Origin of the sequence: Catenulispora acidiphila DSM 44928, from assembly GCF_000024025.1 — a bacterium.
GTDB lineage: Bacteria > Actinomycetota > Actinomycetes > Streptomycetales > Catenulisporaceae > Catenulispora > Catenulispora acidiphila.
Window position 1 is genome coordinate 7,956,591 of sequence record NC_013131.1, and the last position, 23,885, is coordinate 7,980,475.

The following is a 23,885-nucleotide window of genomic DNA, read 5'->3' on the forward strand; positions in this document are numbered from 1 at the left end:
ATACGCCGCCGTTGAGGGCAGCTCTTCCATAGACGCTCTATCCGGGCGCAATGTGAAGCGCTCGGCCGAGGATCCAGCATTTATAGGGCAAGATTCACCGCGATGGATGACAACCTTCTACCATTAGCGACACTTGGGTGCAGAGGGCGGCAAGGGAAGGTCAGCCCGGTGGTCCGCACGCTAAAGGCAGCTTTGTGATGGCAGCCCAACAGGTCAAACGTTACGAGTCAATGTCCGTACGAGCGCCCTGGTGGATGCATCGACCACGAGCTCGACCGCTTCGAAGCGGGTCTCCAGAAGATTGAAGGTCCGTCGCACCGCGTCGTGCCGCCCCAGCCGTGCCTGCCCACGCATGATCCGGCGGTAGAGGTCCTCGTTGAAGAGGTCGTGCTCCAGCAGCTGGTTGAGGATGGCAAGTCCGCGGTCGGGGTCGGTTCGGCCGACGATGCGGGCGAGGTCGCCGGCTGCATCGCGGTAGCGGCGCAGCCGGTCCTCGCGATGCTCCAGCAGCCAGTCGCCGCGGATGCTCTCGTCCAGTGGTCCGCGGTACAGCGCGCATGCTGCTTCGAGGTGTGCGGTCTTCTCTGCGTCGTCGGCGGCTCGGGAAGCGCGGCCGACGAGCTGGTCGAAGCAGGCGAGATCGGTGAGGATGAGGGTCCGGTTGAGCGTGATGAAGCCGGAGGCGCGATCCGAGGAGATGAACTCCGAGTCGTGCCCGACGGCATCGGCCAGAGCCTTCTTGGTCTGATACAGCCGGGTGTCGAACCGTGTCCTGCGCTTCTTCTCCGCGTTCTTGCCGTCGGCCTGGTCGTCCGTCCACAGAGCTTCGATGATCTCGGCTCGCCGAACGGGGCGCTCCCGGAGGGCGAGGTAGAGAAGAAGTGTCCTGTGGCTCGGGTTGAAGCATCCAGTGACGTCTCGGCCGTCGATCTCGGCGGTAAAGGGACCGATGACCTTCAAGAGGAGAACACCCTGGTCGACGTGCGCTCGGGCCACGACCGGGACTGTATCGTCGGGCGTCGCCGCTGACGGCACGACCGATTCGTCCTGACGCGAGGCCTCAACCGGCGGCTCGCCATCGGCTTCGGTATCGGTGAACGGTTCGCGAGTGGCGGGCGACTCAGCAGCAGTGCCCAGAGCAGAGAGAATCTGTTCGGCCTCGTCCATCGTGATGCCGAAGGCCGATGCGTCACGCAGCAACTCGGCGTCGGGACCCGTGGCTGTCAGGAGGCGGTCAGCGCCGATTGTGACGGAAGTACCTGCGGCCCACGGCCCGAGCAGCACGAGATGAGTGTCGACCTTGCCGCCGGCACGGGCGATCGCCTCCAGCCGGTGCCGTTCGCCGGCTTCGAGATGGACCAGCAGGATGCGGGGGCGGAAGGGCTCCACGTTATCGAAGCGACGGACGTCAGCAGCGTTCGCCTGTCCATACTCTGCGACCTCCGCCGCTCGCGCCGACTGCTCACGCTCAGCGTCGTCCAGCAACGTGGTCAAGGAGTCGAAAACCGTCAGCCGATCGGAATCGGCGGTCAGGGCGCCAGGGCCCAGCAGCACCGACAGCGCCTGGACCGTAGTCTGGACTTCGACGGCCTGATCAATGGCCCTCGGACCACCGGCCGCCAGTGCGCTGACCAGCAAAGACCGCGCAGCGTCGGCCGCCCCGTCTCCGGTCAACCCAAGTCCTGCTGTCGTGACGGAAGCCAACGGAATCGGGGAGTTGCCACAGATCGCCACGTGGACGTCATCAGGGGCATCGGCGCCGTCCAAGACAGCCCGAAGGCTCGGCGCGAACTCTGGAGTGGTGAGTGGGGTACCGGGTTCGGACTTCAACGACCACAGGGCGTCCTCGGTCACCGAGGCGGATTCGGGCTCGCTGGGCAGCGGTTCGTCATCGGCGAACGGGTCGTCGCCAAAGTCCTCGTCATCCTGGAAGAGACCCTTCCCCGGGGCGCACACCGTCGCGTGGTGTGCACGCAACAGCTCTGCGCGAACGGGCTCGAGGAGCGGTGCGAGAGGTTCGGAATCGCCCGGGGCATCGACCGGCTGGATCCGGCTCCTGGCACGCGTGCGAAGGCGCGCCAACGCGAGCGCGGCGGCGACACCGGAAGCGAGGCTGACGGGAACCACTCCGCCACCAGGCAGTCGGACCGCTGCACGATCGCGCGGTGCGATCCGCTGCGCGGGGATCGGGTGTTCAGCCCGGGATGGAATTGCCGAAGCTGCCGGAGAGCCACCCGCAGCGATCAGAGATGGCGTCTCTACTGGCTCCGGGACCAGCACGGTACCTGCGTTGCTCGGCCTTGTGGTTGACACCGCCGGAGCCGGTACCGCCGAGGCAGGCGCTACGACGTTCTCGGGGAGACGCAGCTGCCAGCCCGGCTGGATCAGCTGCGGATCGGACAGCACGCCACCATCAGGCTGGACCCGGCCGACGTTCAGGCTATAGATGTCGTGCCAGCGCTCAGGTTCACCGAGGTGCAGCGCCGCGATATCCCACAAGGTGTCGCCAGATCGAACGACATAGTCATCTCCGCTCGCCGATCGGGCGCCTGGGACGGCCGGCGCAACGGAGGCAATCTTGGCTGTGGGGCTGAGAACGTAGCCCGTTGCCTTCGCCGCAGCCGCCGCGGTGTCGGCTGCGCGCGGCGCGAGCAGCGCGATAGTGAAGGCCGCGATCAAGCCTCGGGCCAGAGCGCCGCCCGGTCCCCAAGCTGCGCCTCGACGGACCGGCTCGCGACGCCTCAGGATTCTGACGATGTCGACGAACGTCCCAGGAACCTGGACGAGCAGCTGCACAACGAGCACAGCCCAGCAAGCCCACAGCAGATAGACGATGATCGTGATGAAGACGTGGATGTCGAACCGTGCCGACAGAGCAGGCACGATCTCATGCAAGCCCGGGAACTGCTTCGGAACAGGACTTCCGATATAGGTCAGCAGCAACCACGGAACGCCACAGGACAGCCCGGCGGTAAGGGCCAGAGAGAAAGCCGCCTTGGAAAGGCGTGCGATCAGGTTCACTGGAGGCTCCCAGGCTCGGGAGTCACGGTCGCCGTAGCGGTCATGGCGAAGGAGTCGATCCCCACGGCCCACAGGAACTGGGTCTTCACGGTGCGGGTGACGGTCACCGTCACTTCAGGCCCAGCGTCACCACCCACGTGAGTAACGCGGTTGGCCGCCCCGACCTGCCTGATGCTGATCACGGCATGGTCGCCTGTGGCCGCCATGAAGTCAGCGGCGGCGCTTCTAGCTGCAGGCTCGTCCAGCACAATCACGTGGTCCCGATGTAGCGCCTCGATATCAATGGCTTGCGAAGCCGCTCGGCCGGCGGACATGGCCTCGTCCAGAGCGTCGGCCCGAGCAGCCACCGCTCCCCCGCCATCGGTCACCAGACCGATCACCATCATCAGCACCCCGACGAGCAGCGTGACGAACACGGTCATCAGGAGCCTCCAGCCGTTGCTTGGCGGTACTGGTCGATCGGAGACGTCGACGACTTCGTGATGCTGGTGCGGAGCGGAAGTAGGCCCACACTGGCCAAGTCGCCCAGGTCGGCCCGACAGGTCACTGTCACCTTGACCACGCCGCCAGGCCGGAAAACAGCGGTGTCGACCACGACCTTCGGTTGCGGGCACGACACCCCGGCGGAAGCGAGCGACCGAGCAGCCTCGGCCTTGGCCGCCGCGGCAGCTCCGGCCGGACCGCGAGTGAGCGATGCGGCACGGGCAGCGGCGCCGGCGGCTGTATCGACGTCGAGCCGTGCGGATTCCAGACGTCCCGCGGCAACAGCCACCAACAGGACCAACACCAGGATCGGCGTGACAATGACGGTCTCCAGCGTGGCAAAGCCGCTGTCGGCTTCACCGCACCGCCGGTATCGACGCGATGCTGCCGCGTCAGCCACGATGGCCGCCTTCATCGAACGCTTCAACCGGGCCACTCGAAACGACGCTGATCGTCGTCGGCCAGAACGGCACGAAGTGCGGGGCGTTCGCATGGAGCGCGACAGTGACCTCGTTCGATGCCCGCGTGACGTTCACGCGGGCATCGCTGAGGGATCCGTCACCGACCACCTTCAATACGCGGTCGGCTTGGACCTGTCCGAATCCGGCGGTCCCGTACTCAGTGCGAGCCACGGCCACGGCGCGGTCGGCCGCCATCTTCGCGACTTGCTGCGCGTGGTAGTACGCCCCGGCCTGAATGATCAGCATCAAGACGAAGACCACCAGCGGCACGCAGATCGTCGCCTGAACCGAGTTGGAACCCCGGTCATCGCGAGCTGCGACGAGTGATCGGCTCAGAAATGCAGGGACTGCGCCTTCGCGAACACCAACTGGTAGATGACGGCGCCGATAGTCACTGCCATGGTCGCGTACACAGCGGTCCACAACACGTTCTCCACCGAGACGGAACCCCTGTCCTCGCGCAGCCGCTCGGCGGCTTCTTGGCGCCGGCTCCACAGAGCAGACATGCGGGCGGTAGCGTGCTTCAGCAGGTCTTCCATTAGCGGTACCTCTTTCTGATGGCGCGGAGCCGCAACGCGGCCCGGTTTTCAACATGGTGTGGACACCCACCCCTCAGATCTGCTTCGCCGCAGCCGCAAGCGCGGCGTATGTCAGGAAGCAGACGAATGACATCCCCAGCAGACCGCCGGGCATCGCCAAACGCTCGCTGTCGGCTTCGACAGCCTCGGTCTGCGCGGCGAACTCCCGTTCCCGCATCGAGCGGGCCTTCGCGGCGATCGACGACTTTACTTTCGCGCCTTCAGCACCGGCCAACGTGCACGCTGCGGCCAACTCGCACAGCTCTCGGATTCCCAACCGCTTGCCAAGGGCGTCGAGATGCGGCCAGGCAGGCTCGCGCGCGAGCCGGGAATCGGTAATCGAGTCACGGATCGCCCGAAAGACCGGACCGTGGCCGTCCGCGGCGGCGACCAACGCCTGCTCGATTCCCGCCCCACCGGCAAGAGTCGTGGCGGCCTGGTCCAGAAACGTCCGGACTGCCACCCGGCCGGCGGTCCGGAACTCCTCGGCCTCGGCAGCCAGCGCGAGATCCGGAACAAAGAACAGCACTGCGGCCAGGACGCCCGCGGCCAGGGCGGGAATCGTCAGCGGAAGGTCGAGGCCCACGATCGTGAGCGTGGCGAACGATGCCGCAGGCAGCAGCACTCCGATCACGGCGCACCCGGCCTTCTGTGCCAAGAACGGCAGGACCTCCCGGTCCAGCAATACGAGATTGGCCCGGGCTCCCGCCTGAGGCAGCCCCGCACGCGTGAGAGTCTCAGCAGCCCGGCTGCCGAGCCGAGTAGCGAACGACGTGTCCGGAGCCCTCACACCACCTTGACTCGGCGGAGAAGACATCGGGATCCGAGCCATCTGCTCCGCGAGGCTCAGTTTCGGCGGTAGCAGGCCGGCGAGGAGAAGCCACAGCCCAGCTCCACCGGCAGCCGCAGCGATCACGAGCAAAAGCATCTACGCCTCCTCCCATCCGTTGGGGTCGAGAAGTCGCGGCATTGCTTTGGGCCTGAGGATGATCTGGATCCAGCACAAAGCGCCCGCGAACATCGCGACCACGACGGCCATCACCATCTGTCCACCAACGGTGTCGTAGGGCCGCAGAAACTTGGGATAGAAGACGCACAGTCCCAAAGCCATGAGCGTGAAGATCACGGTGATAGCCCGCTGAGACGTCCGGTGCTTTGCCCTCTCGGCGTGCACCCGCACCGCAAGACTCACCTGCGCTCGCGCGGCGGCGGCGAGCTCCCCCAGCAACTCGGCGAGGTTCTTCGCCTGGAACTTCTGGGCATGGATCAACGACACGATCACTTGGTCGGCGGTGGCGTCGCCGAGCTGGGCAGCGAGGGCCCGCATCGCATCGGCGAAGGGACGCCGCGCACGGAGATCCGAACCCAGAGCAGCCAGCGGTCCAGCAATCGCTTCCGGCGCCACGGTCGTCGAAGCCAGGACCGCTTGCTCCAAGCCGGCTGCCGACGACAAGACGTCCCGAAGCATCTCGGCCCAGACCGCGACGGCCTCGACCCGTGCCGTCCGGTCAGCTTCATGGACATCGTGGCCCATCACGATCGGCGCGAACCACATCGCCAAGCCGATCGCGGCGGCGGCTACCGGCCATCCTGAAAGCACGCCGACGACGCAGCCGACGCCGATCGCGACGGCCAGCTTGCGGCGCTGGACGAGCACCGGCCGCGGGTCCAGCCGCGCCAGCCAACCGGCCCATGACTCGCTCGAGGCGGGCGGTCGGTACGCGAGGAACAGCAGCGCGCCGCCCGCGATCAGCATGAGAAGCGCTCCGACCACCGTGAAGAACAGCGTCACGTTGTCCATCGGGTCACCACTCCCTCGGGAGGGCTGCTCTGAGAACATCCGGGTCGAGCCCCGCCGCTGCGAGCTTTCTTGCACGCTTATCCGAGATGACACCCGTCGCGCGAGCCCGGTTGTCACCATCGGGCTCGAACACTTCGTTCGTGACCAGGTTCTCCCCGTCGGCATCGCTGACCTCCCGGACGGAGGAAATGACGCGGGTGATGCCGTCGGTCGTGTAGTCCAGCTGCACGATCAAGTCCACCGCGGAGGCGATATACAGGTTGACCTCCGTCACCCCGGGCCTGGACGGTGCCTCGGCGGCGTAGGTCGCCAGCTTCACGAATACCTCGCGCGAATCGGAGGCATGGATCGTTGCCATCGACCCATCCGAGCCCTGGGACATCGCCTTGAACATCTGCACTACTTCTTCGCCCCGGACCTCCCCGACGATCACACGGTCGGGAGCCTGGCGCAGCGCGGCGCGTGTCAGCACCGCCAGACTGATCTCGCCCTCGCCCTCGATGTTGCCGGGGCGCGATTGGAGCGAGCGCACCTCGGGGTGGGCTTGGGCGTCAGCGTCGAGGTTCAACTCGCGGCTGTCCTCAATCGTGATCAGCGATTCGGCAGGGCTGATCTGTGACGCCAGCGCGCGCAAAAGCGTGGTCTTACCGGTTCCTGGTCCGCCTGCGATGAGGATGTTCATACGGGCCTTCACCGCCGCGGACAAAAACGCGGCGAGGTCTTCGTCGACGACTCCGAGGTCGAGCATCGTGGTCATGGTGGCCGTGGGATACCGGTGGATTCGGATACTTACGGTCGGCCGCCGAGACACCCAGGCGACCGCGTTCATGCGTGAGCCGTCCGGCAACTGGGCGTCCACGATTGGCGAGCCGCGGTCGAACCGTCGCTCGTCCTCGCCCGACCGAGCGGCGACCATCCGGATCAGGTCGACCAACTCGTCATCGCTTGCCGCGACCGGCCACTCGCCACGGACCCGCCGGTTTCCAGTCAGCCGCAGGAACACCTTGTCATGACCCAGGATGTTGATGTTCTCGACATCGTCCAGCTCCAGGTACGGCTGAAATCCTCCGAGCCCGAACAGGTGGTTGCGAGCACGTCGAGCCAAATCGGCCTCAGCCTCGGCGGTCGGCATCGGCCGACCGGCGGAGAGCTCGGCGTGCGCGATCGCCTCCAGCTCCTCGGCGAGAATCACTTCGGCGATCTGGTCCCGCCGCTCGGCGTCCACCACCCGACCAGTGGCTGACTCTTCCACGCGAATCTGGGCCGTCATCCTGGCCGTGACCGCCTTGACCAGGGTTTCTGGCGTCAGTAGTCCTGGACCCTTCGCAAGCGGCTGTGCCGGAAGATACGGCACCGAGACAGCATCGACGGTCATCGCACGGCCTCCGGGCCATCCGATGCCGAAGCCGTCACGACCTCGCGCTCACGTGACACCGTCGTCCAGGCCAATTCCTCGGCCACGCGAACCGTAGTTCCCCCGAAAGCCCTGCGTGATCGACGGTCCGCGAGCCGTGAGAACAGCGAGGCGTTCGGGTTGATCAGTGGTAGCACTCCCGCCGTCGGCAGACCGGCCACCGTTTCGGCGTCTCCTTCGCGGAGATCGCCGATGAACAGCACTCTGACATTCCGGTTCGTCAGACGTAGGTCGGAGGCAGCCGCAGCGACCCGGGCCGCCTGCTCGGGCACAGCCCTAGCCACCACCAGTAGCGACGCCAGGCTTCCTAGCAGATCCGCCGTGCTCGATTCCCTGGGGTCGATCTCGCCCAGGTCTACCAGCACAGCGTCACGCTCATCACGCAGCACTTTCAGCAACGGCTTCAGCGCGGCCACTGCCTGGCGTGCTGGCTCTCGTTCGGCAGGTGCAGTCACCGTTGGCACCGCAGACCCGCCCACAGGGCGGGCGTGACCGGCCAACGCAGACGGTTGAGGGTCCAACCGGGATGCCGCTGCGAGCGACCGCAAACCCGGGTCCGCCGCCATTCCGTAGCGCCACGCAACGTCTCCGCCACGCGCGTCCAGCTCGATGACGGTCGGCGTCGTGAGATGCGCCGGCCAGCATCCGGCAATCGCCAAAGTCGTTGTGGTGACCCCAGGCGAAGACTTCAGCGAGCACAAGCCGATCAGCATGAGACTCACCCCCCGGCCGGCAGAAGGACGAGAGACAGCGACCCAGGGGTAGCCGAGCTGACTGCCTTTGCCGAATTCTGGTCGGCCAACACACTCACCACGACGTCGCCCGAGTCAGTCGGCGTGGACACCTCGGTAACCGCCGCCAAGCTCGCGACCACTTGTGCCGCGGCACCTGCCGCTGATGCGGGTGCGACGACCTCCACACGCGCGCCCGCAACTAGATGTGGCGGGTATGCTCCAGCCTTCATCTGGGTGGTGGCCACGCCGTAGCCGGCAGGCGGATACGACGCGGCGCCAATCAGCTGCCACGTCAGGACTTCGTCCGGCACAAGCGGAACGGCTGCAGGCTGTCCAACCACTTGCTTCTCCTCATCGGCGAACGCCACGTGCGCCAAGGTTCCGGGGGCGATGTCGACCACCTTCAAGTCATCGGCGCTGATCACCTGACCGACTTGAACGGGAGCACCGACGACAAGTACCGGAACCCGACCGCCGACCTTCACGAACGCGACCGCGCCCACCACGACCGCCCCCAGCACGAGCATCGAACCTGCCACCACGTAGGGCACACGTCGACGACGACCAGCAGCGACCGCACGCACCGCATCATGCGGCGATCTGGCCGTGGGTACGCGCGATGAAGCGCGCGAAGGCATTTTGAGACGCGACATGGCAACAAGACCTCGAAGACGAGAGAGAACAGGTGAAGTGAGAAGCAGAGCTGATGTTCAGGGCTGAACGCGCATTACCAGCGCCTGAATCTCTGAGACCCGCAGCCGCAGCGACGAGGAGGCGGTGAGTTCGGGCTCAGTGTCGGCCAGGCCGGTCGTGGTGGACCAGGCCACCTTCCAGTGCGTCGTCACCGATACCGGGAAGTATCCGCCGGGGGCTGATGACGACGGTGCGGTGTAGGTGTACCCGCAGTCCGGCGACCGCTCCGGAGGCTTCGGCTCTCGCGGTGCCGGGTAGGGCGTACCCGCGCTCCGGCACGTCACAGACCCACCGTCGCCCATCGACCATGCGGCGAACTCGGGCGTCGCGGTCATCGTCAGAGAGACTCCGCCTGCTGAGACCGAAACCGACTTCGGCACCCATTCCGACGACGGAATCCACGCCCATACGGGAACGCCAACGAACTCGGTGGACGCAGCGTCTGGAGACAACGACAGCTGCGGCGCCGGGATTCTCATCGCTTTGGAAGCCTCGTCTACCAGAGCACGAACATCCGTGACAGGTGCCGCTGCTGAGACCGGCGTGAATTTGAGCGGTAGCCCAACTTGCCCCGCGCCTTTCGGACACTCCTGCTCCTGAACCGACATCTCTGTCGGTCCCCCACTGGTCTGCATCGAGGCCGGGATGGGATACGTGAAGTCCTGCTTGTAGTAGCAGGTCGGCGGGGATGGCGCAGGCGAAGAGCTGTGAGCTGCCGACGCCGCCGGTTGCCCGCCTTGCTTCACGCTCAGGTGCGCAAGGCACGTCGGAGTGAGCGACTGCTGGCATCGGGCATCAGTTGTCACCGTCTTCGGGCTGGCAGGAAGCACGTCGTCCGCGGTCGCAACAGCACTACCCACGAGGGGGCACGCCAAAGCGAGGCACGCCGTTCCGAGCCGCCTCAGCACGATCCCGCCTGGCCGGTGGCGAGAGTGGAAACCTTCCACACGCCACCCTTCACAACAAGCCCTGCATCAATGAGATGGCGGCCACCAGGCGTTGAATCCTCCAGCGCACCGGTCGCGGCTACGTACTTCAGGAAGTGCGAGAGGTCGGCGCAATCGACCACTTCGGCGGTGGCAGCCACACCAGCACCAGACACGGACTTGATCACAGGGTTCAGAACAGGTGCGCCCTTCCCGATCCACCCGTTGTGGCCGTCTACCGCGAGCGAGTTTTCCAGGTCCTGGAGCGCCTCACCTGTCGCGTGATTCACCGAGACCGGATTCCGCCAGTTCGCGGTCAGCAGATCCTTTTGGTAGTCACTCCACATGCCCGTATACCCGGCCAACACCGCTGCCCGTGTCGAGGCCTGGGAGCCGCTGGACGGATCCGACGACGAGGGTGCTACCGGCAGCGTGGTCTTCGAGCCGTGCGCGCACCCGGACACGAGCGCGCAGACGGCCGCAGCCGACACAAGCGCCTTCTTAGCAGCTACACGCACCTCTGACCCCTTATCCAGCAACAGACAGGAGGCCATTTCATCTCACGACTGACCCGTCAGAGAAGCAGACACTCAGGGTATTGCGAAAATGCCAAAAAAACTTTACCGGTCGGCAGCACCCGTAACAGAATGACACCCTTCGGGACATTACTGCCCCCGCAGTATTCCGGATCGAGCTTTATATATGGGCGACGCGACTCTCGTACGCTCGGTCAAGCGGCCATGGCGAGAGGCGGTCATGGAAGGTGACTCCCCTTCACGACTCGACGACCGCCTCGGCATCACCTCCGAACAAGATCGCCGTCCGCGGCGCCCCCACACCCAGCACCCGATCTATAACCCCAAATCGCGGACTACGATCTCCCTCATGATTTCGGTGGCGCCCCCGTAGATGGTGGAGATTTGTGAGTCCAGGTAGTCGTGGGCGATGCGGTATTCGAGCATGTATCCGTACACGCCGTGCAGTCCCGCGCACGGTACCGGCCGTAGCCATCATGTGCGGTGCGGCTGATCCAGATCAGTAAGCAGCCCGGAGAATCAAACCTCTGCGACGGTCAGTCGGTCAATCAAGGCGAGCTCGTCCTGGCTGAACGTCGTGTTCGCGACGGCTGCGACGTTTTCCTCCAGCTGCTTTACCGACGAGGCGCCGATGAGTGCAGAGGTCATGCGCGGGTCGCGCAGCACCCAGGACGTCGCCATCTGCGCGAGTGTCTGGCCGCGGTCAGAAGCCAGCTGGTCCAGCCGATTGAGTCGCGCGATCAGCTCAGGGGTTACGCGCTCGGCCTTCAGGAAGCGCCCCAGCGACGCCCGCGAGCCGGCCGGGATGTTACCGCCGAGGTAGCGCGAAGTGAGCAAGCCCTGAGCCAGAGGCGAGAACGCAATGCAACCCACGCCCTCTTCGGCCGTGGCGTCCAGGAGGTGGCCGTCCTCGATCCAGCGGTTGAGCATGGAATAGGACGGCTGGTGGATCAGGAGCCGGACACCCATCTCGCGGAGGATCCGCGCGGCCTCGCGCGTCTGCTCCGGCTCATAGCGGGAGATGCCGACGTACAGCGCCTTGCCCTGCTGCACCGCCGCCGCGAGCGCGCCCATCGTCTCCTCGAGCGGAGTCTCGGGGTCGAAGCGGTGCGAGTAGAAGATGTCGACATAGTCCAGGCCCATGCGCTGCAGCGACTGGTCCAGTGAGGCCAGCAGGTATTTGCGCGAGCCCCATATACCGTATGGCCCTGGCCACATGTCATACCCGGCCTTGGTCGAGATCACCAGCTCGTCGCGGTAGGGCCGGAAGTCCTGGGTGAACAGCTCGCCGAAGTTGATTTCGGCCGAGCCGTAGGGCGGGCCGTAGTTGTTCGCCAGGTCGAAATGGGTCACGCCGAGGTCGAAAGCCCGGCGCAGAATGGCGCGCTGGCTGTCCAGGGTGCGGTCGTCGCCGAAGTTGTGCCACATGCCCAGGGAGACCTCAGGCAGCTTCAGGCCGCTGGCGCCGGTGCGTCGGTAGGGCATGCGGCCGTCGTAGCGGTTCTCGGCGGCCAGGTAGTGCGACGTGATGTTCACGGCTCTCGTTGCCTCTCGTACGCGGGCCGATCGATAGGTGACCAGTCAAAACTGCGACGGACGAGAGTCGTACATCGTGCGGCCGTATCACGTTGCCGCGCCAATCGGGCGCACTCATACCGTCTGCCTTCGCCCGAGCCCGCGCAAGGGCTCGGGCGCCTCAGTGGCTGTCGTCAGTCCAGAATCGCACCGTAGCGTTCTGCCATGCGCAGCCACAGGCTCAGATGCCAGTCCTGGTCGTTCGCCAGCGGGTCGGCCAGGTGTGCAGCTCGACCGTCGACGGTGCTGGGCATGATGAACGCGCAGGTGGCCGAGCCGTCGTCGAAGTAGTTGGCCATGTTTGCGCGGAGGATCGTCAGCGCGATCGCGTCGGTGTGCGCTGACCGTAGCGGTGCGGGCAGACGGTACAGGACGGTCGAGGTCAGCGCGCTCCAGTGGTGCGGGAAAATGTCACCCCACAACCGCTCGATGCCGAACCAGTAACCATCCCAATGTCGGATGGCTATGTCTTTCAGTCGCGCATGCGGCTGCGGTCCGCCGAAGCTCAGCAGCCAGGGCAGGCGCTGCTGAATAGCGGTGAGCATGGACGCATCGTTGCTGAGACGGTAGGCGTCGATCAACAGATTGATCAGTGGCGCGACGATCGACTGCTCGTAGTTGACCTCGTGGTTGGGTAGGGCATGGCCGGCCTCTGCGAAGTGCCGAGCGCTCTCCACCACGGCGTCCGACATGGACTGAGACCTCTGAAGTTGCCCGTCCGCTTCCAAAGCGGTGATCACGTCGATACAGGCCTCAGAGAAGCCGATGGCGAGAAATCGGTCGCCGCCGAGAGCGAAGGCTCGTTCGATGACCCGGGCCGCAAGGTCCAGGTGATGTGGATCGCCGTTGTCGTTGTAGCGGTCGATGAAGAACTGCGCCAGCCACGGCGAGTCATACAGGCGCGCAGGGGTGGCTTGGTCCTGAGAACCGCGACGTGGCGCGGCTGACGAGTCCAGCAGGAATGACTCTGCCATCAGGGCCCAGCCTGAGAGGAGTTCATCCACGGATTCCTCGACCCATCCGCGACGACGCGCCTGCTGCAGAAGGATGGCCATGCCGATCCGCTCGGATCCGTCGGTCCAATCCGACCATCCATTGGTGGCTTGCGTCAGCTTGACCCGCGTGTCGACCGGCACGAGTCCGAACTGCAGCGAACCGGGCCTTTCCGGGGTCCTCTGGTGGGCGAGGATATAGCGCGCCCGGGCTTTGACCACGTGCTCCACCGGACGGTGGAACGAGACCTCAGTGCGCGCCTGGCCGATGTGCAGAGCGAAGACTCCCGGCTCGCGCGAGGTCACGCGGCTCCCATGTCCGTCCTCGATGACCTCGACGTTTGCGTGCGGGCTTGTCACCTGATCGGTGGCGTTGCGTATGACGATGTCGGTCCCGACCGGCGCGGATACCGTCGAGAGCTCGGCGGCCGGTCGCGTCGTTGCCAAGAACGCATCGACGCTGTCGTGAAAGCCCACCTCCCAACGGAGCACGTATTCGCCGCCGGCCGGCAGCGTAATGGTCGGCTGGCCTCCGAAAGCGGTGGAGTTGCGGGCGAAGTCCGTCGGCTGCAGCACGATGTGGCCGCGGATGTTCGACAAGGTGTACTGGTTGCGCGACTCGATGGAGTACGAGGACAGCGAACCCTCGCGCACCACGAGGCCGAGCACGCGCCCGACGCCGTCCATCGGCTGGGCGAACGCCCACGCCCAGCTCCCACCGGTGAAGACGTGCGCATGGACCGCGGTGCGCAGGGACTCCGCAGCGCTGGCGTAGACGTCTGCGAACGGAGTCTGAATCCCGATGCCTGTGATGGTCACCGCTTCGCTACCGGTATTGCGAAAGGCATAGGTCTCGATGAGTGAGTTCTCAGTTGTTCGGGTGACGGTCAGTTCGAGGCCGTCGACGAGCTCGTGGAGCGCGTGGAGTTCCGTCGGCGTGATCGTCACAGACTGCGGCGCGTTCCAGCGGTGCGTCCCGCGGTCAGACAGTACATGGCCGCTGCCCCACTGATGTTCTAGGGAGTGCCATATTTGGCGCTCGTCCAGAAGGTATTGGCGGTCGGGACTATCTTGGTCGAAGAACTGCATCGGCGCAGTGGTGATCGGGTCGATGGCGACGTGTCCGTTGGCCAGAGGCAGCAAAAGTGGGTGATGGGTGGGGCTGCTGGGTGCGTCAGTGAGCACGGTCTTCCTTGTTTCAGATGTAGGTCAGGTGGCTACTTCACGGCCCCGCCGAACGCGCCGGCGGCGATGCGCCGCTGCGCGAGCACGAGCAGGATGATCGCGGGCACCGACGCGATGACGGACGTCGCCAGCACCGGGCCCCAGTTCTGCACCGCGGCGCTGAGATAGGAGTAGATGCCGAGCGTGATCGGGCGCACGCTGTTCGTCGTGGTCAGGGTGAGCGCGAAGATGAAGTCGCTCCAGGCGAACAGGAAACTGAAGAGTCCAGCGGTGATCACGGCATTGCGGCTGATCGGCAGTACAACGGAGATGAACGCCCGGAAATGGGACGCGCCATCGATTCGCGCTGCCTCGATCAGGGCTAGTGGGATCGCCTCCATGAACGTGCGCAGGATCAGCACGGCAAAGGGCACCGAGGTGGTGGCGTCAGCGAGAACGAGTCCGGGAATGTTGTTGAGCAAGCCGAGGCTCGCATACGCCGGGTAGAGCGAGTTTGCGATCACGACGCCGGGGATCATCTGCGCGATCAGCAATGCGACGGTGATCAGCCGACTTCCCCGGACCCGGAACATCGCCAGGCTGTAAGCAGCCGGTGCGGCAATCACGAGCGTGAGAGCGACGGTGCCCAGGCCGATCAGCAGGCTGGTACCCAGATTGCCGAGCTGTTCCGAAAACGCCCTGCTGTAGGCAGCGACAGTGGGATGATCCGGCACCAGCGAGGTGTTGGCCGCGCTGGCTCCGCTCTGCAGCGAGGCATTGACCATCCAGTAGACGGGGAACAGCATCATCGCCGTGAAGAAGATACCGAGGGCGGTGTACAGGTATTTGCCGAGATGTGTGCGCTTCATGGCGACTGCCTCCTAGGCGCCGGTCTGCGCACGCTGGCTGCGCAGGTAGAACATGGTGAAGACCAGAGAGATCACGATCAGAATGTTGCTCAGTGCGGCACCCTGGCCGAACTGGAATTGAGTGAAGGACTGCTGATATGACTCGGTCGCGAGGGTCTGGGTGGCGTTGGCAGGCCCACCACCGGTAAGCCCGAGGATGATGTCCAGCACCTTGAGGGTGTAGACCACGCCGAGCATGAGCACGATCCCGATGACCGGCCGCAAATTCGGCAGCGTGATGTACCAGAAGGCCTTCCACCCAGTCGCCCCGTCGAGCGCGCCGGCCTCGTACTGTTCTGCGGGGATGGCCTGGAGCCCGCTGTACAGAATGGTCAGGTTGAACGGGATGCCGAGCCAGATGTTGACGATCATCACCGCCAGCAGAGCGACGCTCGGGCTGCTGAGCCAGGGAATCGGCGTGTGGATGAGGTGTAGGTTCAGCAGGGTCTGGTTGAGGACACCGCTGTCCTGATCGAGGATCCACTTCCACACCGCGCTCGAGGCGATCAGCGGGATTAGCCACGGAAGCAGGAACAACGAGCGCAGCACGCCGTTGAGCGGGAACTTGCGCTTGAAGAAGACTGCCAGCGCCAAGCCCAGTACGAACTGGCCCGTGATGGACCCGATCGTGAACACCGCGGTGTTGGTCAGCGCCGTGGTGAAGATGCCGCTGTGAAAGACCTGGGAGTAGTTGGCGAATCCCACCCAGGGCGCGACGCCGGTGTAGAACGTCGAAGTGGAGTAGTCCTGGAACCCCATCTCGACGTTCTTCACGATCGGGTAGCCAAAGAACAGCAGGAGGTAGGCCAGCACTGGCGCAAGGAAGTACCACGGTGTGAGAGCGCTCCGCAGAGCGCGTCTGCGCGAGCGCGGGGGGCGACCTGCCCCAGCGTATGAGCCGCCGTTGAATTCGTTCACGGCCTGAGGGACGCGATTGACGATGGTCATAGTCCTATCTGACTTTTCGGATTGAACGCCGAAGCGGGCCGCACCACGCGCTGCTGGACTACTTGCTGATCTGCGACTGCGCCTGCTGAAGTGCGGCCTGGGGCGACGCCTCGCCCGTGATGGCCGCCTGCACCGCTGTGTAGATCGCCGTTTCCGTCGCGGGCCACTTCGCGCCCAACTGCGCCGTGCGAGAGCGGCCGTCGGCCACGATGCTCACGAAGGACGCCAGCTCCGGATTGGATGAGGCGAACTTGGCTGCGGCATCCGTTCGCGAGGGGACCGCGTCCTCATTGGCCGCTTTCGTCGCCTCGTTCTGGTCGTTGGTCAGGCAGCTCACGAACTGTGCGGCCTTTTTCATCGACGCGGAGTGCCCGGTGTTGGGAACGCTGAACGTCTCCCCACCCAGCGGCGAAACCACGGTCTGGCCGGCCTCGCGCGTCGGGATGCTCACGCTGGCCCAGTGCACACCGGCCTTGTCCAGCGCCGGAATCTGCCAGGGACCATTGATCATCATGGCCGCCTTGCCGGCGATGAACTGGTCGTTCACATCCGCCTGTGTCCAGTTGACCACGCTCTTGGATGCGGAACCGCTGCTGACGAGACCGGTGAGGTACTGCAGGGCCTGCGCCGTCTGGGGGGTGGCGATGTTCGTCTCGTCCCCGCCGTTGCTCCACATGAACGGCAGGAACGTCCACGTGCCCTCGCCGGTGTTGGCAGCGCTGAACGCGAAGCCATAACGGCCGGGCTTCGTCAGCTGCTTGGCGTCCGCGGCCAGCTCGTCCCAGGTCTTCGGCGGCGTGATACCCGCCTGCGACAGGATGTCCTTGTTGTAGAACAGCGAGATCGAGTTCAGCACGGGTGGCACTGCGTACAGCTTGCCGTTGTACGAGCCCGCAGACACGGCTCCCTTGGCGAATCCGTCTCCGGTGATCCCGAATTGCGACAGTGGCGCGAGAGCTCCGGAGGCCGCTATCTGCTGCACGTTCGGGTTGTCGAGCATCAGAACGTCGGGCATCGTCTTCGAGGAGACCTGCTGCAGCACCTTGGCGATCAGACCGTTCGATGCCACGTGCACGATGTTGATCTTGACGCCCAGCTGCGAGGCGCACGAGTCGTAGATCGCCTTCATCTGGCCGGCCTGCGGTTCCGCGTAGTAGTCCTGGACCGTCAGAGAGTCCGAACTGCCGCCCCCTGAGCTTGAGGAACAGCCGCTGAGGCCCGCCGCGACGATACCGGCAGCGACGAGCGTCGCCGCCCAGCGCGAGTGTTTCATCATGAGCTCCCTTTGCCGTGATGTTGCTCGTCGGTGCGATGGAATGTGCGTCATCGATTCGTATCGATGACTTCTAGGGCCGTGAGCGTAGCATCGGCGATTCCGTCTGGCAACGCTCCGGAAACACGAAGGTGGCCCGCACTTCACCCTTGAGGGCGCCCGATCGTCCTGCTCGGACAACGCCACAGCGACATGCCACTTGAAGTGCATGTTTGGGGTGATCGCCAGCCCGCTGGCACCTAAATCCGCATGCTCGGCTGACGTCGACAGGGTCCGTCTGCGGCGGCAGCAAAGCCGGGCGTAACGCTAGCGCCGCAGCGTTACGGGCAACACGTACGTGCGTACGCCAGCCGCCGAAAGACCCATCGACGCCAGAATGACCCGGGTTGTACTGCTGGCACGGACACCAACGTGACCGATTCGTCGATACGTCTAGCGAGACAGTTGACGGACACTTCCCAGGTTCGTTATTTCGGCGGGGAGCAGAACAGACTGAGGATCGGCGCCTTCGATGGAGTCGACAGCGAAGCGGACGGCATACTGCGCCATTTGGGTGAGTTGAAGCTCCACGTAGTCAATCGGCGGCCGGGCGTGCATAGCGAGCTGACTCGGCGCGATCGCGATGATGGAAACGTCATCCGGGATCGACCGCCCGAGGCCGGCGAGGATCTGAGGGATCAGCGCTGTAGCCGGTTCGTATTGCAAGATCACGCCGGTGACCTCGGGCGCTGACCGAAACGCCGATTCCACCTCGTCGGCGAAGCCGTCCAACGACTCGGTGGTCGGGGGCGCGACCAGCCTCACTCCTCGACGCAAGGCTGCCTCGCGTGCTCCTTCGAGCGTGCGAACGGCATACCCCGCTTGAAGCTTATAGGCGCTCGGCGGCGGCCCGAAGAAGGCGATCACTCGGTGGCCGAGGTCCGCTAGGCGGTCCACCGTAGCCCGACCCGCGCCGAAGAAGTCGAGGTCGACCCAGTTGAGATGCTGTGACTCGGTCGGCCGGCCGACGAGCACCATGGGAAACGACAACGTGCGCAACTTCTCCACCCGCGGGTCTTCCAAGAGCACGTCGGTGAGGATCACGGCGTCCGCGACCGAGGACCGTGCCAGGCTGACCATGTCCTTCGGCTCTGCCCCGGTCGTCTTGAGCAACAGGTCGTAGCCCTGGTCTTCGGCTGCCTGGGCAAGCGCGTATACGAGTGCCCCCTGCACCTCCGCATAGGCATGTGTCCGCGCGGGCCCGACGAGCGCAAGTGTGTTCGAATGAGAGCTCCGCAGAGCGCGCGCCCGCGAGTTGGGCTCCCAGTTCAGCTCCTTAGCTGCGGCGAGGACTTTGCGGCGTGTCGCCTCCCCAATTGGCCGCTTTCCCGTCATCACATACGAAACGGTGCTGGGGGACACCCCCGCGAGGGCGGCAACATCGTTCATCGTCGCCATGCGCGACCTTCCCCTAAAGTGCTGATCCGCCAAGATACATCATGACCTGGTGCGTCTTTTGCGGCGTACGCCCGACATGACAGAGGGTCGCCTTCATTGACGAGGCAGGACGTCTCGGCCTTCGCCACGGACCCAGTCCTCTGAGACTGTAGGGCGCGGTATGGCCTTTGGGCCAGCCGCCGGCGGCAGGGGTATTGGTGAGCTGGTGAACGAGACTGCGGCAGGGTCCAGGTCGGTGTCGCTTCGCCTGTCTTCGGCGTTTCGACTACCGACCTGGACTTGCCCCGGAATTCGTCTGACGACGACGCCACAGGCACCGGACTGCCGCGATGAGCGGAGCCACTGGTCCGGTGACGTATGCGAAGGGCCTAACCCGCCTTAGCCAGGCAAAGGGGTCAGGTCAGGTCGCAGGCACTGTGATCGGACCAGTCGCCGGAAGTAGCTGCACGTTGTCGAACGCGAGCCACTGTGCCGAAAGAGCGTCGGAGTAGAAACCAACCGTGATCTTCCCGTCGGTGACGTGGATCCCGTTGATGGACACCTTCCTATACTTCGACTCCGCTGTGACGTTCTGGTGCACCGCCGACCCGCCGAACCCCTTGGCCTCGAGGTAGCAGGCATTCTGGCCGCCGCTGGATCGCACGTAGGCCGAGAGGTTGTAGGTGCCGTTCGGCAGCGTGATGTCCTGGCCCGTGTAGACCACGTAGTTCGAAGCCTTGTAGTGGACCGCGTTCCATCCGTTGGAGTAGTCGGAACCGTACTCGAGGTACGAGGCGTCGTCGTCCGAGCCGGTGGGCGACCAGACGTACCAACCCGCGATGTCGGCGATCGTGTTCGCCCCCAGGCCGAAGGAGGCGGCGTTGTCGTCAAAGCCGGCGTTCACGACCCGGTTTCCGGAGACCACGTCGGCGCTGTTGGGCAGTGCTATGTAGTCGATGTTGACGCCGCTGGCATTGCCGGTTTGTTCGCTGATGATCGCGATCGTGTTGCCGGCTCCTCCGGGCAGCGTGATCGACTGGGTATTGTTCGCCCAGGTGTTCCAGTCCGCGGTGCCGGTGAAGGTCACGTCCCTGACCTTCGTGCCGTTGACATAGAGGCCGAGCACTCGGTTGGTTGGAGCACCGCTGATCGGTCCGGCGGAGTAGCGGATCGTCAGGGTCTTGGTTGCCGTCGCCGAGGTGTTGACGGTTGTGGTCAGGGTCGCGCCGACGCTTGCGGCGAAGCCGTCGACGAACCCAGTGCCGGTGTAGCCCGTGTGGTTGGTGTTGACGCCCGCTCCCCCGGACAGCGCCTGGCTCTCGGCCTGGTAGGTGACGTTGGGCAGCTGGTAGCAGCGTACGTAGTCGATCTGTAGGTAGTCGGGCAGGTTGTTGGGGGTCGTCTGCCATTTGACGATCCCGGTCTGGATCATCAGGAACTCGGGGTAGAACGAGATGAACGCGTTGGTGTTGCTGATGGTGTTGGTCACGACGCCGTCCTGGTAGAAGACCAGCTTGGTCGGCGTCCACTCAAGCCCGTAGGTGTGCCAGCCCTGCGGATCGCTGTTGGTGGTCGTCAGGTGCGGTCCCGTGAAGCCGGTGCCGCCGGTGCCGTAGCCTCCCCAGAATTCGCTGTTGTTGACAGAGGTGCCGCTGGCGCCCCATTCAGTGATGTCCACCTCGCTGCCACGCCCGTCGGCGCCGTTGACGTCCGTGCCGTGCAGCGACGGCGTGCCCGAAGTTGTTGAAGACGAGTCGTTGTAGTGCGGGAGCATCCAGAACGCGTGGTAGCCGCCGATGCCGGTGTGTTCGGGAGCCGAGGGAGTCGCCGAGGCGGCATGTCTGAAGCGGGTCTCGACGTAGCCGTACTGGAACTCGAACTTGCCCTTCGTGGACAGGAACCCGGTCTGGTACGGCAGGGTCACGCCGTCAATGACGGTGGAAGTGGCGTCGGTCTTGATCCACGCGTAGCCGTCGTGCGCGGTGACGTAGCTGGGGTTGTACGCGCTGACATCGACGAAGAACCGGGTGTTGGGCATCGTGTCCGGCCAGTTGAAGCCCCACTTGCTGGTGTCGATGCTCGTGCCGCTGAACTCGTCGTTCCAGACCAACACATAGTCGCTGCTGGGCGGTCCTGAGGCGGCAGCCGTGGTGATGGTCGGTGCGACCGCGGCGCCAGCCGAAGCACCCGAAGGCTGACCAGCCGCGGCGCGGGGCGCAGCGATGAGCCCGACGGCGGCAGTAACGCTTGCGGTTGTAAGGAATTGACGGCGCGACCAGGGTGCAGCGTCGTTGGAACTAGATGACACGTTGTCTCCTCAAACGTTCGAATGAGTGTTGAGAGCGCGCAGGTGGTAGCAGCAATGGCTTGCCGGGCGATCGATTCGGTCGCGGAAGTCAGCCTGCGAGCCTCGGCTGCAGGGACCCGCCGGATCGGGGCGAGAGTGGTGCCGGCTTTGCTCGGCCCATCGGCGAACCAGCAAGACTCGCCGATGGGCTGAGGGTCTCTCCATATCCAGCAGCCGCTGCGGTACAGGGCTGTGATCGGATGAGTTTCGAGGACACATCCGGGCCGGTGTGCCTGCGGTCCACGCTGGCCGCGCCGTGTGTGCCTTGCGCGGATCCCGCGTGGCGCTTCGACGGGGTGCCTGTGGTCGGTCCCCGTGACGCTGACATGCATGACAGATTCGGTTTCAGTCGAGATGCCATCAGCACCAGGATTTGCTGCTTTTCCAGCGCTTGTCGCCGGCGGGCTGTATTACTGGCGCGCCCACTTCTGATTGCTGCCGCCGTTGCAGGTCCACAGCTCGATCGCTGTGCCGTTAGAGGTTCCGCCCTTGGTGACGTCGAGGCAGAGACCGGACTGAACAGCGGTGACAGTGCCGTTGCTATTCATCGTCCACTGTTGGTTCGTGCCGCCGTTGCAGTCCCAGATGATGACCGGTGTGCCGGGCGCAGTACCAGCGTTGGCGGCATCGAGGCACTTGTTGCCGTAGACGACAAGGGACTTGGCAGAATTCAACGTCCAGGACTGGTTGCTGCCGCCGTTGCAGTCCCAGATCTCAGTTTGAGTGCCGTTGGTGGTGGAGGCGTTCGGCACATCCAGGCACCGGTTGGATGCGGTTGCTCGAAGCACCGCGGTACTGACGGCGCCGGAGTTTCCGCCTCCCCATCCGTACTGGATCCTGTCGAGACCAGACCGGTTGGTCACGCTCAGCGAGAGGTTCGTTCCGCTCCCGCTGACCGAGGTGATCGCGCAGGATGCGTTCTCGCACGGCCCTGGACCCACGCTCTGGTCGGCCTGCTTCACGCCCGTCCAGAGGATGGATCCTATGCCCAGCTTGCGGACCGTATCGGTGATCCCGTACAGGTAGGAGACATCATTGTTGCCGTCTCTGGCACCGTCGTAATAGGCGCCGGTGTTCATCGCCACTCCGAACTCCGTCAGCACAGCGCGACTCGCGTAGCCGCACATGTTGTTCTCGAAGTTCGTGACCCAAGCAGCCTCGGTCGTGTGCGAGTTCCCGAACATGCCGTAGATGTGGATGGACAGCAAGGTCCCCGCGAGTCGGGAATCAGCTCCTTCAGCACACAGGGACTCGTCGTCCCAAGTGCCCGGGACTATCACGCGGCCCCGCGGCAGATTGGGGTAGTGCGCAAGCCAGTCAGCCTCGAAGTTGGTCAGGTCGGTGGCGCTGTACGCGTAGGGCTCGTTCATGATGTCGAAGTAGAAGTTGCTCTTCGACCCGTACTTGTTGATGACCGTGTTCCACATGGCGTAGAACGACGCCGTGTCGCTGACCTTGCCGTTCTGGAGCCACGGAGCGATGACGACGTTCATACCCAAGTCGCTTGCGGCGTCCAGGGCCGCCGTGTAGCTGTTCCACCATGATCCGGAGGTCGTCGCGGCGTTGATCCCCATGCGCACCGTGTTGGCCCCGATGGCCTGGAAGCCCTTGAGGATCGCCGTGGACTTCGCGTACACGGTCGCGTAGTTGTCCGACGCCGACAGCCCGACTGGGATGTTCGGGCCGGTGATGAAGTTGTCGTCCGGATCGGCCCAGTTCACCCCATGGAACTGCGACGTGGTGGCGTAGGCGGGGGAAGCGGCCATGGAGGTCAGGCCAACCGACCCGATCAACAGGGCGAAGGCTAGCGCGATCGTCATCGGCAGCCTCCGCCGGCGAGGCGCGTTTGTGTCCAACTTCTTCCTCCAGTCGAGACAGGCGCCCGCCAACAGGCGGGCTGCATGCGGGAGTCGACCAGCCAGGCGTGGAGATCGTGGATGGGCTCGTTGGCCGTAAGCGGCGGCGAGGGCATCAGCTTGGCTGGCTTGCAGTCGGCGACTCTAGGAGCCCTCTGATTGGTAGTCAAGGATTTTGTGCGAATCAGTGTTTGATCTAGTCCCTTTTAGTTGGCATCCACGCCTATCCCAGGTGCGGGGGAAGCCTCCTCTCCCCGCGTCCGAGCCCAGGGACACACGGCCAGAGCCGGCGGAGTCGCCTTTGGTGGTTACGGAGGGTCGAACACGGCCACGAACTCCGAGGCAGGCGCCACTGGTGTCGGCTTCCACGACGATGTATCCAACCGCTCTAGATGATCGATAGGTTTCGATCCGACAATCCCTCTCGTTCATCGCTTGTTACGGGCTCTTCACAGCTGCGCTCCCCGGTGCTACCGTTCCGGATCAACCAATCCATCGATTCGAATCGATCACAAAAGCGAGACGCGGCCCCAAGCAACAGCCCGACAGCACCAGCGACAACGCGTCGCGCTCGGTATCCGCCCACCGAAACGCATCCGCGAAGGCTCCAAACGTCAAGGCCCTGCTGGATCAAAGCTCTTAGTTAATGGTCGCAGATACGACCCCTGTTGATTTGTGTTTCCTTGCACTGCGCTCGTCACCTATCGCGAGCGCTGTCCGTCGGCTGCGACCAAACAGCTCACGGCAGCCACGCCCGAA

The 23,885-nt window shown here is 64.7% G+C and carries 20 protein-coding genes and 1 pseudogene; all 21 read right to left on the reverse strand.

The window, feature by feature from the left end; genetic code table 11:
- Window positions 1-213: 213 nt before the first annotated feature.
- Window positions 214-3,021: a BTAD domain-containing putative transcriptional regulator gene (locus CACI_RS48440; RefSeq protein ID WP_015795453.1), complete on the reverse strand. Its 2,808-nt coding sequence runs from the start codon at window positions 3,019-3,021 to the stop codon at window positions 214-216.
- Window positions 3,018-3,443 carry a hypothetical protein gene (locus CACI_RS46435; RefSeq protein ID WP_015795454.1) on the reverse strand — a complete coding sequence of 142 codons (426 nt, stop codon included), beginning with the start codon at window positions 3,441-3,443 and terminating at the stop codon, window positions 3,018-3,020. The genes CACI_RS48440 and CACI_RS46435 overlap by 4 nt, the downstream gene beginning before the upstream one ends.
- Entirely contained in the window at window positions 3,443-3,919 is a 477-nt protein-coding gene (locus CACI_RS34135) for a TadE/TadG family type IV pilus assembly protein (RefSeq protein WP_041540635.1), read from the reverse strand. Before CACI_RS34135 ends, CACI_RS46435 begins: the two co-directional genes overlap by 1 nt.
- On the reverse strand, window positions 3,897-4,388 hold the full coding sequence (locus CACI_RS51670; protein WP_223297335.1) for a TadE family protein: 492 nt from the start codon (window positions 4,386-4,388) through the stop codon (window positions 3,897-3,899). Before CACI_RS51670 ends, CACI_RS34135 begins: the two co-directional genes overlap by 23 nt.
- Window positions 4,298-4,504, reverse strand: a complete 207-nt coding sequence (locus CACI_RS51675) for a hypothetical protein (protein WP_015795457.1) — start codon at window positions 4,502-4,504, stop codon at window positions 4,298-4,300. Before CACI_RS51675 ends, CACI_RS51670 begins: the two co-directional genes overlap by 91 nt.
- Before the next feature lie 73 nt (window positions 4,505-4,577).
- Complete coding sequence (locus tag CACI_RS34145) at window positions 4,578-5,168, reverse strand: hypothetical protein (RefSeq protein ID WP_143765498.1); 591 nt, start codon at window positions 5,166-5,168, stop codon at window positions 4,578-4,580.
- Between the two features lie 303 nt (window positions 5,169-5,471).
- Entirely contained in the window at window positions 5,472-6,344 is an 873-nt protein-coding gene (locus tag CACI_RS34150; RefSeq protein ID WP_015795459.1) for a type II secretion system F family protein, read from the reverse strand.
- A gap of 4 nt (window positions 6,345-6,348) precedes the next feature.
- Window positions 6,349-7,719, reverse strand: coding sequence for a CpaF family protein (locus CACI_RS34155; RefSeq protein ID WP_015795460.1), 1,371 nt, complete (start codon window positions 7,717-7,719; stop codon window positions 6,349-6,351).
- Window positions 7,716-8,174, reverse strand: a complete 459-nt coding sequence (locus CACI_RS50510) for a hypothetical protein (protein WP_049871800.1) — start codon at window positions 8,172-8,174, stop codon at window positions 7,716-7,718. The genes CACI_RS34155 and CACI_RS50510 overlap by 4 nt, the downstream gene beginning before the upstream one ends.
- 302 nt (window positions 8,175-8,476) lie before the next feature.
- A complete protein-coding gene (locus CACI_RS34160) occupies window positions 8,477-9,043 on the reverse strand; it encodes an SAF domain-containing protein (protein ID WP_190276666.1) in 567 nt (188 codons plus the stop codon).
- Between the two features lie 159 nt (window positions 9,044-9,202).
- Entirely contained in the window at window positions 9,203-9,520 is a 318-nt protein-coding gene (locus CACI_RS50515; RefSeq protein WP_143765499.1) for a hypothetical protein, read from the reverse strand.
- A 566-nt stretch (window positions 9,521-10,086) separates the two neighbouring features.
- On the reverse strand, window positions 10,087-10,458 hold the full coding sequence (locus tag CACI_RS34165) for a hypothetical protein (protein WP_041543025.1): 372 nt from the start codon (window positions 10,456-10,458) through the stop codon (window positions 10,087-10,089).
- Window positions 10,459-10,962: 504 nt separating this feature from the next.
- Window positions 10,963-11,103, reverse strand: a pseudogene (locus CACI_RS48450) (acyl-CoA dehydrogenase family protein); the annotation flags it as partial.
- Window positions 11,104-11,166: 63 nt separating this feature from the next.
- The gene (gene mgrA, locus CACI_RS34170) at window positions 11,167-12,132 is read right to left on the reverse strand and encodes an L-glyceraldehyde 3-phosphate reductase (RefSeq protein WP_049872130.1); all 966 of its coding nucleotides are present in this window, start codon (window positions 12,130-12,132) and stop codon (window positions 11,167-11,169) included.
- Between the two features lie 224 nt (window positions 12,133-12,356).
- Entirely contained in the window at window positions 12,357-14,399 is a 2,043-nt protein-coding gene (locus tag CACI_RS34175) for a hypothetical protein (RefSeq protein WP_015795466.1), read from the reverse strand.
- A 32-nt stretch (window positions 14,400-14,431) separates the two neighbouring features.
- Window positions 14,432-15,247, reverse strand: coding sequence for a carbohydrate ABC transporter permease (locus CACI_RS34180; protein WP_015795467.1), 816 nt, complete (start codon window positions 15,245-15,247; stop codon window positions 14,432-14,434).
- Window positions 15,248-15,259: 12 nt separating this feature from the next.
- On the reverse strand, window positions 15,260-16,234 hold the full coding sequence (locus tag CACI_RS34185) for a carbohydrate ABC transporter permease (protein ID WP_015795468.1): 975 nt from the start codon (window positions 16,232-16,234) through the stop codon (window positions 15,260-15,262).
- A gap of 58 nt (window positions 16,235-16,292) precedes the next feature.
- On the reverse strand, window positions 16,293-17,507 hold the full coding sequence (locus tag CACI_RS34190) for a sugar ABC transporter substrate-binding protein (RefSeq protein WP_015795469.1): 1,215 nt from the start codon (window positions 17,505-17,507) through the stop codon (window positions 16,293-16,295).
- Between the two features lie 432 nt (window positions 17,508-17,939).
- Window positions 17,940-18,944, reverse strand: a complete 1,005-nt coding sequence (locus CACI_RS34195) for a LacI family DNA-binding transcriptional regulator (RefSeq protein ID WP_015795470.1) — start codon at window positions 18,942-18,944, stop codon at window positions 17,940-17,942.
- 400 nt (window positions 18,945-19,344) lie between these two features.
- Window positions 19,345-21,036, reverse strand: coding sequence for a family 16 glycosylhydrolase (locus CACI_RS34200; protein WP_041540636.1), 1,692 nt, complete (start codon window positions 21,034-21,036; stop codon window positions 19,345-19,347).
- 644 nt (window positions 21,037-21,680) lie between these two features.
- Window positions 21,681-23,090, reverse strand: a complete 1,410-nt coding sequence (locus CACI_RS34205; protein WP_015795472.1) for an RICIN domain-containing protein — start codon at window positions 23,088-23,090, stop codon at window positions 21,681-21,683.
- Between the last annotated feature and the right edge of the window lie 795 nt (window positions 23,091-23,885).